14 protein-coding genes are annotated in these 14304 nt (G+C 36.5%); 6 read left to right on the top strand and 8 right to left on the bottom strand.

What is annotated here, in order from left to right; translation table 11 throughout:
• Positions 1 to 106: 106 nt before the first annotated feature.
• The 4 genes from ACZ5N5_RS01550 to ACZ5N5_RS01535 form a co-directional block, all read right to left on the bottom strand.
• Complete coding sequence (locus ACZ5N5_RS01550) at positions 107 to 697, bottom strand: GNAT family N-acetyltransferase (protein WP_054788423.1); 591 nt, start codon at positions 695 to 697, stop codon at positions 107 to 109.
• A gap of 67 nt (positions 698 to 764) precedes the next feature.
• Complete coding sequence (locus tag ACZ5N5_RS01545; protein WP_054788422.1) at positions 765 to 1430, bottom strand: hypothetical protein; 666 nt, start codon at positions 1428 to 1430, stop codon at positions 765 to 767.
• Between the two features lie 41 nt (positions 1431 to 1471).
• The gene (locus ACZ5N5_RS01540; protein WP_054788421.1) at positions 1472 to 1810 is read right to left on the bottom strand and encodes a hypothetical protein; all 339 of its coding nucleotides are present in this window, start codon (positions 1808 to 1810) and stop codon (positions 1472 to 1474) included.
• A gap of 142 nt (positions 1811 to 1952) precedes the next feature.
• The gene (locus tag ACZ5N5_RS01535) at positions 1953 to 2303 is read right to left on the bottom strand and encodes a hypothetical protein (RefSeq protein ID WP_464373129.1); all 351 of its coding nucleotides are present in this window, start codon (positions 2301 to 2303) and stop codon (positions 1953 to 1955) included.
• A 421-nt stretch (positions 2304 to 2724) separates the two neighbouring features.
• Between ACZ5N5_RS01535 and ACZ5N5_RS01530 the strand changes: the two genes are divergently transcribed.
• Positions 2725 to 3570: an MBL fold metallo-hydrolase gene (locus ACZ5N5_RS01530; protein ID WP_464373128.1), complete on the top strand. Its 846-nt coding sequence runs from the start codon at positions 2725 to 2727 to the stop codon at positions 3568 to 3570.
• A gap of 107 nt (positions 3571 to 3677) precedes the next feature.
• On the opposite strand, the gene ACZ5N5_RS01525 is transcribed toward ACZ5N5_RS01530, so the two are convergent.
• The 4 genes from ACZ5N5_RS01525 to ACZ5N5_RS01510 form a co-directional block, all read right to left on the bottom strand.
• A complete protein-coding gene (locus ACZ5N5_RS01525; protein WP_464373127.1) occupies positions 3678 to 4778 on the bottom strand; it encodes a GntR family transcriptional regulator in 1101 nt (366 codons plus the stop codon).
• Between the two features lie 57 nt (positions 4779 to 4835).
• On the bottom strand, positions 4836 to 5660 hold the full coding sequence (locus tag ACZ5N5_RS01520; RefSeq protein ID WP_464373126.1) for a carbohydrate ABC transporter permease: 825 nt from the start codon (positions 5658 to 5660) through the stop codon (positions 4836 to 4838).
• A gap of 14 nt (positions 5661 to 5674) precedes the next feature.
• Positions 5675 to 6553: a carbohydrate ABC transporter permease gene (locus ACZ5N5_RS01515; RefSeq protein WP_464373125.1), complete on the bottom strand. Its 879-nt coding sequence runs from the start codon at positions 6551 to 6553 to the stop codon at positions 5675 to 5677.
• 265 nt (positions 6554 to 6818) lie between these two features.
• On the bottom strand, positions 6819 to 8222 hold the full coding sequence (locus ACZ5N5_RS01510; RefSeq protein ID WP_464373124.1) for an extracellular solute-binding protein: 1404 nt from the start codon (positions 8220 to 8222) through the stop codon (positions 6819 to 6821).
• Between the two features lie 337 nt (positions 8223 to 8559).
• On the opposite strand from ACZ5N5_RS01510, the gene ACZ5N5_RS01505 reads away from it, so the two are divergent.
• The 5 genes from ACZ5N5_RS01505 (at position 8560) to ACZ5N5_RS01485 (ending at position 14304) form a co-directional block, all read left to right on the top strand.
• Complete coding sequence (locus ACZ5N5_RS01505; RefSeq protein WP_464373123.1) at positions 8560 to 9726, top strand: GntR family transcriptional regulator; 1167 nt, start codon at positions 8560 to 8562, stop codon at positions 9724 to 9726.
• A 163-nt stretch (positions 9727 to 9889) separates the two neighbouring features.
• Complete coding sequence (locus ACZ5N5_RS01500) at positions 9890 to 11188, top strand: glycoside hydrolase family 125 protein (RefSeq protein WP_464373122.1); 1299 nt, start codon at positions 9890 to 9892, stop codon at positions 11186 to 11188.
• 19 nt (positions 11189 to 11207) lie between these two features.
• Complete coding sequence (locus ACZ5N5_RS01495) at positions 11208 to 12497, top strand: ABC transporter substrate-binding protein (protein ID WP_464373121.1); 1290 nt, start codon at positions 11208 to 11210, stop codon at positions 12495 to 12497.
• Positions 12484 to 13419 carry a carbohydrate ABC transporter permease gene (locus tag ACZ5N5_RS01490; protein ID WP_464373120.1) on the top strand — a complete coding sequence of 312 codons (936 nt, stop codon included), beginning with the start codon at positions 12484 to 12486 and terminating at the stop codon, positions 13417 to 13419. The genes ACZ5N5_RS01495 and ACZ5N5_RS01490 overlap by 14 nt, the downstream gene beginning before the upstream one ends.
• A gap of 15 nt (positions 13420 to 13434) precedes the next feature.
• Positions 13435 to 14304, top strand: a complete 870-nt coding sequence (locus ACZ5N5_RS01485; RefSeq protein ID WP_464373119.1) for a carbohydrate ABC transporter permease — start codon at positions 13435 to 13437, stop codon at positions 14302 to 14304.

The following is a 14304-nucleotide window of genomic DNA, read 5'->3' as shown; positions in this document are numbered from 1 at the left end:
GCGTTCCTTTTAACCTAAAAATTAAGCAAAACCATCAATATATAATGGGTAGGATAATGGGTAGGAGAAAAACTGTGAAAAAGATGGTGAGATAATTTACTCCTTTCTATCGTAGAGCTTTATGAGAATATTCTAAAATATCTTCTAATCTATTTTTCACATCACTCCATTCACTGTCAATAATGCTGTAATAAACAGAATTACGGTAGGTTCCATTGGCACGGACCATATGATTTCTTAGGATGCCTTCTTTCACTGCACCTAATTTTTCAATAGCCTTTTGTGATCGAATATTTTGTTCATCTGTTTTAAATTGTATTCGAATCAGATTCATGGTTTCAAAACAGTGCTTTAATAATAAATATTTACATTCGGTATTTGTATTTGTTCCCCAAACAGAAGGACTATACCAGGTCCAACCGATTTCCAGGCTTTTATTTGTATTTGATATATTAAGAAAACGTGTAGATCCAATAATTTGTTCGTTATGGCTTAAGACAACAAAGGGAAATTCCTTTTTACTTTCTTTACCTTCTAATGCTTTTTCCACGAAGGACTGCATATCATTTATTGTTTGTACGTTTTCAGGTAAATGATTCCAAACGTCTTGTTCTACTGCAATTTCATATAAACCTTGTACATGTTTTTTTTCCATTGGAACAATTTTTACTTTCTCACCAATTAGTTGATCAAACATTTTATAGCTCCTATCTGTTTAACCATTTTACTTTCTGAGATTAAGTTAGTTTAATTAGGCTCGATCATTACTCATTGACAAAAATCTTTTCCGCAGGCTCTTTTTCTTTTTCTTGAACCCAAACTTTAACATTGTCTCCTTTTGCTAACTCATCAAGATTATTTTTATAGCCCACTATCTGTGTCGTTTCATCCACATATATTTCATACACAGGATATGATGCTTCTAGATCTGTTGCAGGTGGAGTAATGAAAAGAGACGTCTCTTTCACATCTTCGATAATAAAATTTCGGTAATCAGGACTTCTCCCTTTTTGTTGATGCACTTGTTGTTCATATGTGCTCTTCTTCCGAGGTAATAACGGTTCTTCTTCACTATATCTTGAGTATGTCCAGCCTTCATTTATAACTTCTGAACATTCTTTATCCATACAAGTAAATATATAAGATTCGTTATCGGTTTGAACACTGACTTCATAGTGGAAAACAGAAGAAGGATCACCAACATTAAATCGACTAACACCTTGTTTAATGGCATAAACCGTCTCTTTTAAGTCAATTTCCTGATATTGTTCACTTTCTAGCACCATTTTTGTCATTTCAGCTAAAATTTCTAAATCTTCTGAATCAGGAGTATAAGTGCTTTTTATATAACTACTGATTCCTAAGTAGATATTCAATGCTATGCTAACGAAAAATAGAAAGATGAGAATAGATAATTTGTAATTTTTCATATATACCTCACTTTGGGATATGGTAAACTCAAAAGTAATTTCTAATTAAGCTTTTCTACTTCAAATTTTAAATTATTCAAATCCCAGCTATCTCCATCATCATTTTTGGTAGCATTAACTTTCACGCGTTGTCCTATCTCATAATCTTCTGGATTGGATAAGCTTATCACATGTGATATAGAATTTTGTACAATTTCAAAGGACTCTGATGGGGACACAGCTTCTTTGATTATCATTTCCCCATACACTTCCATATCCCCACTGTTCTCATCAATAAGAGTTATTGTCCCATTAATAACCATTTCTTCTTTGTTTTGGGAGCAACCGATCAATAGGAATGTTAAGAGTGCGAAAAGAAAGATTACTTTATTTGTTGTCATCTAAATTCTCCTTTGATCTCAACCTAAAATTCGCTATAATCCTATGAAGATATCAAATATTATTTTAACATAAAATTCCATTATAATTCTCAAATAATAAGAATTCACCTATCACCGGCACCCAAATAGAAAGATATTAATATTACTCACCAATCTGTAACAAATATCTATTTTCCATTCCATCATATTCAACAATTAAGATGTCTCCTCTTTCTTCTGTTGTGTAGATTGTTGCACCAACTGGTAGCTTAGTTGCCGACCATTTCGATATTTCTCCAACTCTCTCCCCTTTTGTTAATTCCTTTTTTTCTATCCAACCTATACCTGTACGATAAACTTTCCCATTAAATTCAAAGAGATCAGCCACTGGGTCTCGTTTTAACACTTGCTCCTTGCTTAAGATACCACCTTCCTTTTCCCCTGGACTTTGTATACAGCCTAATAAAGTGATGGGCACCATAAATAAAAGAAGAAAAGTCAAAAGCAATCTCATGTAGAACCTCCAGTAGTGTTAATTCTTGATTAAACTTCGCTTTCTTTTTTTTCTACATGTTTTTCGTAAGATTTTTCCAAAAGATTCTTTCTAGGTAATGCATCTGATATTCTCTTATGAATATCATTCAGAATATAAAGTGCCCGAAATAGAGAACCAATAACAATTCCAAAGCTAAGGATGATTCCTATATAGGGTGGAATGAAAAATAACGAAATTCCCAATATTGTGCACAAAAAAATTGATAGTAATAAATACATAATAGTTCCTCCAATAAAAGTAAAGTTACACCAAAAATCTCTAGTCGAATTGGCTGTTAAGCTACATCACTTTGAATGTTAAGCATATAACATTTTTGGTAATTTTTAAATAATTTCTGGGGAACGCTAAGAATGAATTTGATTAAAAGGAGGCAATATCTGTGGACAGTCAAATGAATTACGGTAGTGATTATAAGTACATTCCCGTTACTTCGGTTGGAAGTGGTATGGGGATGGAGGTTTTACCTGATATTTTTCATTACACGATACAAATAGTGAATATTTTCTTAGTAGGGAAGCCGGACACTAATGATTTTGTGCTCGTTGATGCGGGGATGCCAGGTTCAGCAGAAAAGATTATCTCTGTAACAGAAGAACGGTTTGGTGTAAATAGTAGACCAAAGGCTATTATATTAACCCATGGTCATTTTGATCATGTTGGTGCCATTATAGAGTTAGTCGAACATTGGAAGGTTCCAGTCTATGCACACGAGAATGAGATTCCTTATTTAATTGGCCAAAAGAGTTATCCAGAACCAGACCCAACTGTTGAAGGAGGAATGGTTGCTAAAATGTCTCCATTCTTTCCTAATGAAGCCATTAACTTAGGGAAGAATGTAATGCCATTACCTACTGATGGATCTATACCATCTATGCCAGAATTCAAATGGATCTATACTCCTGGTCATTCACCTGGTCATGTTTCCTTTTTTAGGGAAAGTGATAGGGTCTTGATTGCAGGAGATGCATTTATTACGGTAAAACAAGAAAATCTTTTTAAGGTCTTAACACAAGATAAAGAAATTAGTGGTCCACCAAGATATTTAACAACAGATTGGAAAGCAGCCAAGGAATCTGTTCACAAATTAGCTTCTCTAAAACCAACGATAGCCCTTACTGGTCATGGATCACCACTTTCCGGCGAATTACTAACAGAGAGTTTAGATAAATTGGATAAGAACTTTGATAAAATTGCGAAACCAGATTATGGAAAGTATATTAACTAAGAGATATCTTTTTTAGGTTAGAGGGAATTACTGCAACAGGTATTAATTAAGCAATTTGGCACCACTCTCTAATTGTGAATAGATTAAAGAGTGGTGGTTCCTTTAATCTACTTGTCAATTGCTTTCGTCGTTATCCCTTTTATTAAAGTAGCGTCTATATAGTCATTTTCAATTTTCCTATTTCCATTAACCATATCGATCAGTCGTTTAGTTGTCATCTTGCCTAACTTTTGTTCATTTTGTTTTAAATGAGTGAAGTTGCTTTCCATGTCATTGAATGGCGTACTGTCAAAGCAGATAATCGATATGTCATTTGGGACTTGCAAATACAACTCCTCCACAGCTTTCTTAGCAAGTAAAGCAATATTATATTCTAGAGCGAAAATGGCAGTAATTTTTGGATGGCATTGAATGTGATGTTTTATTCTTTCCACATCTTCGGATTTCGCTGAAAGTGGATAGGGGAGAGTGCTGTGGATTTCCGAGTACCATAATTGTCTGTCCACAATCAGATTATTTTCTGCGTAAGCTTGAACAATTCCGGTTATTCGGTCTTCAATAGAAGTAGTCTTATAATTAGAGGGCATGAGAATCGCAATGTGTTCATGCCCTAGTTGAAATAGGTAATTAACTCCCATTTGAGCTGCTGCTTCGTTATCTGTTGAGACAGTTGTGACACCGATCCCTTTAATAGACCTGTCAATAAGAACAAGTGGAAATTTATTGACAACCATCTTTAATATTTCGGAATTGTAATGCTCAGAATGTGCAGGTGCTATGGCAATGCCATCAATACCTAGCTCTCTTAATTCTTGAATTATTCTTTTTTCGTTTTCAGGAATACCTAAAGAAACTCTAAGAATAAAGTTGTGTGATTCCTCAGGTCCTTGCAATAGGGAGGTAACTAATTCATTACCAAAACTTGCATCAAGACTTGTCATAATTAGTCCAAACAAAGGTTTTTTGCTTGGTTTTTTATGATCAGGAGAATGTTTGTCTTTATCTGAAACAAAGGTACCTTTCCCACGTTGTCGATAAACTAAACCCTCTATCATCAGTTTTTCAATTGCTTTTTTACTTGTAATTCTGCTTACTTGAAACTGCTCTGCTAGATCTTTTTCAGATGGAATTCGGTCTCCTGGTTTGAATTTTCCGTTTAATATATCATGTTTTATGGAACGATATACTTGCTGATAAAGTGCAGTCATACTTCAACTCCTTGATTATGTTTTTCGCTAAAATACATTTCATTCTCTCCAATAACTTTATCCTTTCGTTGCACCGCCGAAGCTAAAACCTTGTGACATGAATTTTTGTGAAAATAAATAAAGAATAACAGCTGGCATCGTATAAAGTAATGAAAATGCAGCTAGCTTTCCATATTCGACCATTCCGTAAGTCCCGAAGAATTGATAAATGGTAACAGATGCCGGAAACTTATCGGGTGATTGAATTAAAATATAAGGTACAAAAAAGTTTCCCCAGCTCATCGAAAAGGTGAAAATTCCAACAGTACAAATTCCTGGAATCATTAAAGGGGCAACTACTTTTCTAAGACAGGTCCAAATAGAAGCTCCATCGACCCAAGCTGATTCCTCCAATTCTAGAGGGACAGCATCCATAAAGTTCTTTAGCATCCATATTCCATAGGGCAATCCAGAAGCTGTTAAAAACAACGTAGTAGCGACCAAGGAATCTTGTAAATTTAAGAACATAAATAATTGATAAACTGGCACCATAACAGCGGTAATAGGTAATGAAGTCATGAATAAAATCGTCAACATAAAAGGTTTTTTATATTTAAGTGCATATCGTGAAAGTGGGTATGCTGCGAGGCCCCCCACTGCAACTACAAGAATAGATTGGCCTAGAGATATAAATAACCCAATAATAAAGGAACGAATAGTTGCTGGATCAGATAAAATAGCCGTAAAGTTATCTAGCGTAAATTCAGAAGGTATCGTTAACGCCTGTTTTGCATTTGCATCAATGGAAGCAAGGAGTACCCACAAAAGTGGTAAAATAAACAAAATACCAATAAACGTCAATACAATATAGGAGAGTTTTTTTTCTAATTTAAATCGATTCACAATTGACCTCCTTCCTATATTTGAACCTTCATTGAACGAATATAAAAAAGGCTAGCTATTACTCCAATAAGTAACAGGACGAGTGATATGGCAGTACCATAGCCAAGCTGGTAATTGACAAATGCCTGATTGTACATAAAGATTGGCAATGTCTGAGTTGACGTTCCTGGTCCGCCTCCAGTCATTGCATAAATTAGAGTAAATACACCAAGTGTTTGCAAAGTAACTAGAATCATATTCGTTACAATCGAACCCTTCATCGTTGGTAAGATAATTCGGATTAATATTTGGAATTTGGATGCTCCATCAATCATAGCTGCCTCTTCAATGGTTTTAGGTACATCGTCAAGCGATGCTTGGAAAACTAACATAGAAAAAGCAGTTCCATGCCAAATATTTGCTACACATACACTTATAAGAGGGAAGGTGTACAACCAAGTGATCGTCTCAAGGCCAAAGGATTGCAGGATAGCATTCAGTGTACCGCTATCGTTTAGAAAAGCAACCCAGCAGAATGCAACGACAATCTCTGGTGTTACCCATCCCGCAATGACGACAATTCCAATAATTCTTCGGAATGTCGTGTTTTTTTCTTTCATTAAATATGCCAGCAAAAATCCTAGAACCTGCTGTCCAATTATGGCAGAGATAAACAAAAATAGAATGGTCTTCGTTACACTGATTCGAAAATTAGGATCCTGAAACATTTCGATGAAGTTATCAAAGCCGACGAATGCCATTTGTTGTGCTTGTGCCCCTGTTAGGGCTAGGTCAGTGAATGAAAAATAGAAGGTTAATAATATTGGTCCGATAAAGAATATTAATAGAAGTATCCATGATGGTAATAAAAAAAATATCGATCTTAATGTAATCGCCCTTGACGCAGTATTCACAAGATCACCTCACATATAGAATTGTCTAGAAAGGCACTACCATGATGTATTCTTGCAATAGCTTACCACCTGACAACTACAAGTGAACAAAGAGTAGAAACAATCAGCCATAAGGGCAATCTATCGCGGATCACATTTTGTTTATTTTTAGAAGAGTAGTAGTATAGTAAAAAATGTAAGCAAAGACTTGGAAGCTTACGATTATCCAAGCTAGTTGAAACCATTTTGAGGCAACTGGAAAATTATATCTGATCTTAGGAATGAATTATTTTTCCATAATCTTATCAGCACCAACGATTTCAGTAACTTGAACTTTATACTGTTCTGCTGCTTCTTCAGGAGAAATGGCATCTGTCACTACTTGTTCTACCAATGATTGAATGACAGTAGAAACATTTGGATATTTATCAACAGCAGGTCGAAAGTTGGTATTTTCTAGGAAAGAGGTTGCTTCTTCAAAAAACGGTAATTCTTGATATTTAGGATTTTCGGCTACCTCTTTGTATGGTGAAATATTACGATCATTTAGCTGTAATTCCAAATTCATTTCTGGAGTAGATGCCATTTTAATAAACTCCCATGCCAAATCCTTATTGTCTGATTTTGCCGGAATAGATAACGCCCAGCCACCAGACATCGAAGTAGTTCCAGGATCATTCCCGTCTTGAGTAGGCATCGCGGCAAAACCTAATTTATCTTCAAATTCTGGCCATGGTGCAGAACCATTTTCGTGCCAGTTACCTGTTTGCCACATACCGTCCAGCCCAATTGCCAGTTTTCCCTCTGGCATTAGTTGCTGGTAGGCAATACTACTACCTTGGCCATTAAGAACTTGTGATAAATTAGGTCCAAGCCCCTCTTCATAAATGGTATCTATAAATTTAAAGGCATCGACTAATCCATCACTCTTGACAATCCATTTTTCCTCTTCATAATCATATAGCGGATCATCTGTTCCGTATAAAAGCATCTCAAATGTCTGCATCGAGGTGGCTTCTCCAGTAGCTTTACCAGAATTCATCCACATCGGTACAACATCATCCCCGAATGTTTCTTTGACAGCCTTTGCCGCGTTAATAATGTCATCCCAGTTTTTTGGTTCCCATGGAACGGACACGCCAGCGTCTGCTAATAATTCCTTGTTATACCAGAGTCCTCTAGTGTCTGTATTATAGGGGACACCATAAATATTTCCATCCTCCGCTATAACACCTTTTTTGACTGTGTCGGTAACTTTATCCCAGCCATCCCATGACTCCATGCGATCATCAAGTGCTTCAAGATAGCCAGCACTGGCATCGGAATTGACCATAAAAGTGTCTTCGGTAACAATATCTGGAGCTGTATCCTCTGACTGAAGTAATAATGCAACCTTAGCAAAATAATCGCCTTCACTAACTTCTAAAGGAGATAATTGAACATTTACCTCCGGATTTTCTTCATTGAATTTAGGGATAACCATATCATTTAACCAATTTATTAAACCTTGGTTGGTACTTCCACCAGATCGGAAGGTTATAGTGAGTTCATTATTTTTCGCTTTTTTGGGATCATTTTCCTTATCAGTAGAACCAGCATCGGAATCACTATTTGAACAAGCTGCTGTAAAAAGAATAAGCAGAATAAGTAATCCTGCTAACAACACTTTTTTTCCAATGTTTCTATCCATAATAACTCTCCTTTAATTGTCATTTTGTGTGAAATCAACACATGCACCATAAACTGTAAGCGCTTAGATATGATGTTATACCTCCTCTTTTCTGAGAAACTGTATTCCTTAATAAAATTATGTCAATATATATTGTCATATTCTATTTAATTGAAATTCTTAAGATTTTAATAGGGAATTAAAATTAGTCATTGCCATTCTTTTAAGGATATCGTGGAATATTAAACCAAAGACAGAAAAAGTAGTTTAAAGGCAAAGAGGTATGAGATGAAGATTCTTTACATATATGATATAACATGATATAACAACAAGTAAGGTTTTACTGGTAGGAAAGTAGGTGTTTCGGTTGTCGAAGCCATTGTATAAGGTTTTGTATGAAAATATTAAAAAAGATATTGTTTCAGGAGTTTACAAAGAAGGGGATCGAGTGCCGTCAGAGAAGGAATTATCACAGCAATATGGTGTTAGTCGCATTACAACTAAAAAAGCACTTGAATTATTAGCTGGAGATGATTTGATTACAAGACAGCCTGGTAGAGGTTCTTTTGTCAAACGGGCTTCAGGATTTAATCATAAATTGAAGGTGAATAACCAAAAAGGTGAACAGACTGCTTTACTGTTCGGTTTAGTGATAACCGATTTTGATGATAGCTATGGTACCGAATTAATTTCGTCACTGGAGAAATGCTCAACAAAGCATTCGAGTTTTTTAATCCTTAGAAGGTCCTTCGGAAAACCAGAATTGGAAGAAAGAGCAATCAAAGAATTAGTGGAATTAGGAGTCGATGGACTTATTGTTTTCCCATCTCAAGCTGAGTATTTTAGTGAGGAAATATTAAAATTAGTAATTAAAAAATTTCCACTTGTTCTGGTTGATCGCCATTTGAAAGGTATTTCCACTGCATCCGTTAGTACTGACAATGTTGCAGCAGCGAAAAAAGGGACTGAGCACCTTTTGGAACTGGGGCATAAGCATATAGCTCTCCTCACTCCACCGCCAACAGATACAACAGCATTAGAGGATCGAATTGAGGGTTTTGTCCAGGCACATGCGGAGAAAGGGGTTATGGTTGACCGTAACTTATGGTTGAATAATATAACTTCCACACTGCCCAATGCATTTAGACCGCCTAATTTTACTCAAGATATTAAAAAGATAAAAGACCATTTGGTGAAATTTCCTTATATTACAGCCTTATTTGCGGCAGAATATTATATTGCTCTGATGGCAAAGAAAGCGGTAAAGGAATTAGGAATGAGAGTACCAGAGGACATTTCTATTATTTGTTTTGATAGTCCTCCGCGTCGAATAGGGGATTTTCATTTAACTTATTTATCTCAGGACCAGGAAAAAATGGGCCAAAAAGTATTTGATCTTTTATTGAAGCTGAAAAGTAAAGAGGAGCAAGAAGAAACTCCAAAGCGTTTGTTACTGGATGCCAGTCTGGTAGTTGGAGATTCTACAGCAGAGGTTTCATCGAAAAAGCAGAATAAGCTATCATGAAAGGTAACAGATAGGAGCTGCCCTTAATTAATAGGTGGCTCTATTTTTTTATTTTTCTTTAAATGATATATACATGTAATATTAAATTTCTATTGACATATCATTAGTATATCAATTATATTATTTGTAAGCGCTTTTGCAAAGGGGGGAGGTGAATGAAAGGATGAATCAATCTCAAATAACCATTCCAGAATCCATGATTAAGAAGATGGATCAAGTAAGAGCATATTTTAGAAATCGCCCTAAGCTAGGAGAGATATTTTGCAACTGTTTTAAAAATACTTTATTAACAACGGTCGAACAGCTTGAAGACAATTCTGTTTTTATTATCACTGGAGATATACCTGCAATGTGGCTAAGAGATTCTACCGCACAAATCAAACCGTATTTAACGCTTGCCAAAAAGGATCCACTGCTCGCCTCTATCATCGAGGGAGTGATTAAAAGGCAGATTGATTATATTAATCTTGATCCTTATGCGAATGCATTCAATAAAGAAGCTTCAGGCGCTGGGCAACAAAGTGATATAACTGATATGTCAGATTGGGTCTGGGAACGGAAATATGAAATTGATTCACTATGCTACCCTATCCAGTTATCCTATTTATTTTGGAAAGAAACTGGTAGTGTTTATCACTTTGATAAGAACTTTCTTGAAGCAATGCAAAAAATTATCACTGTATGGCAAACAGAACAGTATCACGAGGAAAAATCTTCTTATCGCTTTCAACGACCAGACTGTCCCCCATCGGATACTCTAATTAGAGAAGGTCTTGGGCATCCAGTTCAATATACGGGAATGACCTGGTCTGGATTTCGTCCAAGTGATGATGCATGTATTTATGGATATTTAATACCTTCTAATATGTTCGCAAGTGTGGTTCTAGGATATATGGAAGAGATTCTAAGTAAAGTCTATCATGAGCACCAATTAATCGAACATGTCCATAAACTTAAGCAAGAAATACAAGCTGGGATAGAAAAATATGGGATCGTAGAACATCCAGTATATGGAACGATATATGCATACGAAACGGATGGGTATGGCAATTATAATCTAATGGATGATGCAAATGTCCCAAGTTTATTGTCCATCCCTTATCTGGGCTATGGCAATAGAGAAGACGAAATTTACCAAAATACGAGAGCCTTTATTTTAAGTGAAGATAATCCTTACTATTACCACGGGAAATATGCCAAAGGAATCGGCAGTCCGCATACACCCGACCAATATGTTTGGCATATAGCACTAGCTATACAAGGTCTTACTGCTAAATCTATGGAAGAAAAAAATGAAATCTTGACACTCTTTGAAAATACGGATGCTAATACTGGCTATATGCATGAAGGCTTCCATGTAGATGATCCAACAAAGTTTACGCGCAAGTGGTTTTCATGGGCGAATTCCATGTACTGTGAATTTATATTGGACTATATTGAAAAATCTCTAAAAAATGATTGATTAAAAAAGAGGTGCTGAGATGAATAAGAGTCGTTTTATTTGTATGTTGCTGTTAGGTTTGCTGATCAGTCTAGTAATAGTGGGATGTAGTAGTGATAACGATGCGAGCTCTGATGGAAATAGTGGTTCAGATGAAGAAGTAAAGCTTACCTTTTGGGGAGATTGGACAGGGGATGGTGAAGAACAAATCAATCACATGGTGGAAATGTTTAACGAATCACAAGATCGCATCGAAGTAGAGTACGTTATTCAGGAGGATTTAATCACTAAATTTATGACAGGTATCACTTCAGGTCAAGTTCCTGACGTCATGATCTGGGATCGATGGAGAACAGCTCTTTATGCACCAAAGGGTGTACTACATCCAATTAATGATTTTATGGACGAAGACAGTGTTTCAGATGGTGACTTTTACGACGAAGCTTTAAAGGAACTGAGTTATGGTGATAAGTTATATGGCCTTCCCCTTACAGTTGATGCAAGAGCACTTTTCTATAATAAAGATCATTTTGAAGAGGCTGGTTTAGAGCCTCCTACCAATTGGGATGAATTACGGGAAGTTGCAAAAAAGTTAACGATAAAAGATGGAAATGATCTTGAACGGGCAGGTTTTTCTTTAATGGATTTAGGCTTGTTCAGTATGTGGTTACAACAAGCGGGCGGACAGATGATGACAGAAGATTTATCAGCTACTGCCTACAATAGTGAAGATGGTCTAGAAGTATTAAATTTTTGGAATCAATTAATCTATGAAGATGGAGTATATAAGCCAGGATTTGATAAAGGGCTAGAAGGTGCACAGCACCCATTTATTACAGGAAAAGTTTCGATGCATTATACCGGGCCGTGGGATGTGCAAACTTACAATCAATATTCTGATCAATTAAATTACGGGGTTGTTCCACCACCTGCTGGACCGGATGGCGACAAAGGTGCGGTAATGGGTGGTTACGGTCTAGCGATAACGGAAGCCTCAGAGAAGAAAGAGGCTGCATGGGAGTTTATCAAATGGTGGTTAGCAGATCCTGAGATTGCGTTAGAATGGGGAAAAACAAGTTTGAACCTCCCTGGTAATAAAGTTGCGCTGGAAGACCCGTTTTTCCAAGACGATCCGTTCTGGAAGCCATTTGTTGATACGTTAGAATTTGCAACGATTCGTCCTCAGCACCCCGGTTATCCTGTTGCAGAGGTGGATGCCTTAATTCCGAATTTAGAGAAATTCGTTTTAAAGGAGCAATCCGCAGAAGAAACTTTGGAAAAAGCCCAAGAAGCGGGAGATAGGATGCTAGAAGAAAATGAAGCTGAATAAGCAATATAGAGTCCATGAAAATGTACTCTCCATTGACTCTATTCCTAGAAAAAGCTCCTTTAACCGCTATCAGTCTCGAGCTGCGTATATTCTAATTGCTCCTGCTTTGATCCTTTTTATCATTTTTATGGTGATACCAATCGGGATGGCGATAGTTCTAAGCTTTATGGAATACGATATTATCAGTCAAATGAATTGGGTAGGCATTGAAAATTTTAAAAGATTAATAGATGACAGTATTCTTTGGCAGACATTTCGTAATGTCGGTCTACTAGCTTTTTTTTATGTACCGTTGATGGTTATTATTTCTTTATTGTTAGCAGTTTTAGTAACACAGCCCTATCGTGGAGTGACTTTTTTCAGACTTGCCTTCTATATGCCGACTGTAACTTCTGCTGTTGCAGCATCGATCGTTTGGTTGTGGCTCTTGAATTCTGAGTTTGGTTTAATTAATCAAATTCTAAGTTATGTCGGTATTTCGGGACCAGCATGGCTATCTGAGTCAGGACCGGCAATGGCATCCGTTATAGGGGTAACTCTCTGGCTAGGGGTAGGTGGAAACATGATTATTTATATGGCTGGGATTAAAGGAATCCCTGCACAGCTGTATGAAGCGGCCAAAATTGATGGTGCATCAGCATTTAAGCAATTGATTTATATCACTATCCCCATGTTGAGGCCAACGACATTGCTGATAAGTACGATGACGATTATCGGTGCTTTACAAATATTTGATCAGGCATATGTATTAACTCAAGGTGGGCCGGCAAATTCAACCAAGACAATTGTTTATCACATATATACCACTGGATTTGAGCAATTGCAGATGGGTTATGCTTCGGCTCAGGCGCTAGTACTTACATTGGCAATATTAATCTTTACTGCTATTAACTTTAAAATTAATCAAAGTAATGATTACTAGAAGGAGGGGAAAGAATTGAGGAGAAGAGAAAATCTTAAGAAGCTACTGTTTTATATCCTAGGTTCAGCCATTACCGTCATTATGGTAATGCCATTTATTTGGAGCTTATTAACATCCATTAAACCCAATGATGAAATATTCCGCATTCCTTTGCAGTGGCTCCCTTCGATCATCACCTTTGATCATTATATCGAAGCATTCGAAGCAGTTCCATTTGGGCGTTATCTGATTAATTCCCTTTATCTTGCTGTCATGGGGGTGTTTTTTAATCTATTATTTGGTTCGATGAGTGGCTATGCTTTTGCCAAGTTAAAATTTAAAGGGAGAAAGGTAATATTTGCTATTCTGCTCGCAGCAATGATGATACCAGGAGTTGTTGTGATGATCCCACAGTATATCGTATTAAATCACATACCCTTAATGGGTGGAAACAATATTCTTGGTCAAGGTGGACACGGCTTATTAAATAACTTTTGGGCGGTTATCCTCCCAGGTGCAGCGGGTTCATTTGCCGTCTTTTTTATGAGGCAGTTTTTTAAAACATTGCCAGATGAATATATGGAGTCTGCTAGAATTGATGGTTGCAGTGAATTCAGGATCTACTGGAATCTATATCTACCGTTAACAAAGCCAGCTCTTGCTACACTTGGAATTTTTACCTTCCAGGCAGGCTGGAATAGTTTCCTTTGGCCTTTAATTGTTTTAAATGATAGATCGCTTTATACCGTACAAATCGGATTGCAGGCATTTACCTTCGACAAACAAACTGCTTATGGACCTATGATGGCGGCAACTATTGTGATCATTCTACCAATTATCCTTATTTTCATGTATTTACAAAAATACTTCATTGAAGGTGCAAATTTTTCTGGAATTAAAAGTTAA

The organism is Gracilibacillus sp. JCM 18966 (assembly GCF_055392695.1).
This window is presented reverse-complemented; position numbering and strand designations above follow the sequence as displayed.

Coding starts and splice junctions, on each gene's coding strand:
- ACZ5N5_RS01550 (WP_054788423.1), bottom strand. CDS start 697: ATGTTTGATCAACTAATTGGTGAGAAAGTAAAAATTGTTCCAATGGAA.
- ACZ5N5_RS01545 (WP_054788422.1), bottom strand. CDS start 1,430: ATGAAAAATTACAAATTATCTATTCTCATCTTTCTATTTTTCGTTAGC.
- ACZ5N5_RS01540 (WP_054788421.1), bottom strand. CDS start 1,810: ATGACAACAAATAAAGTAATCTTTCTTTTCGCACTCTTAACATTCCTA.
- ACZ5N5_RS01535 (WP_464373129.1), bottom strand. CDS start 2,303: ATGAGATTGCTTTTGACTTTTCTTCTTTTATTTATGGTGCCCATCACT.
- ACZ5N5_RS01525 (WP_464373127.1), bottom strand. CDS start 4,778: ATGACTGCACTTTATCAGCAAGTATATCGTTCCATAAAACATGATATA.
- ACZ5N5_RS01510 (WP_464373124.1), bottom strand. CDS start 8,222: ATGGATAGAAACATTGGAAAAAAAGTGTTGTTAGCAGGATTACTTATT.
- ACZ5N5_RS01500 (WP_464373122.1), top strand. CDS start 9,890: ATGAATCAATCTCAAATAACCATTCCAGAATCCATGATTAAGAAGATG.
- ACZ5N5_RS01495 (WP_464373121.1), top strand. CDS start 11,208: ATGAATAAGAGTCGTTTTATTTGTATGTTGCTGTTAGGTTTGCTGATC.
- ACZ5N5_RS01490 (WP_464373120.1), top strand. CDS start 12,484: ATGAAGCTGAATAAGCAATATAGAGTCCATGAAAATGTACTCTCCATT.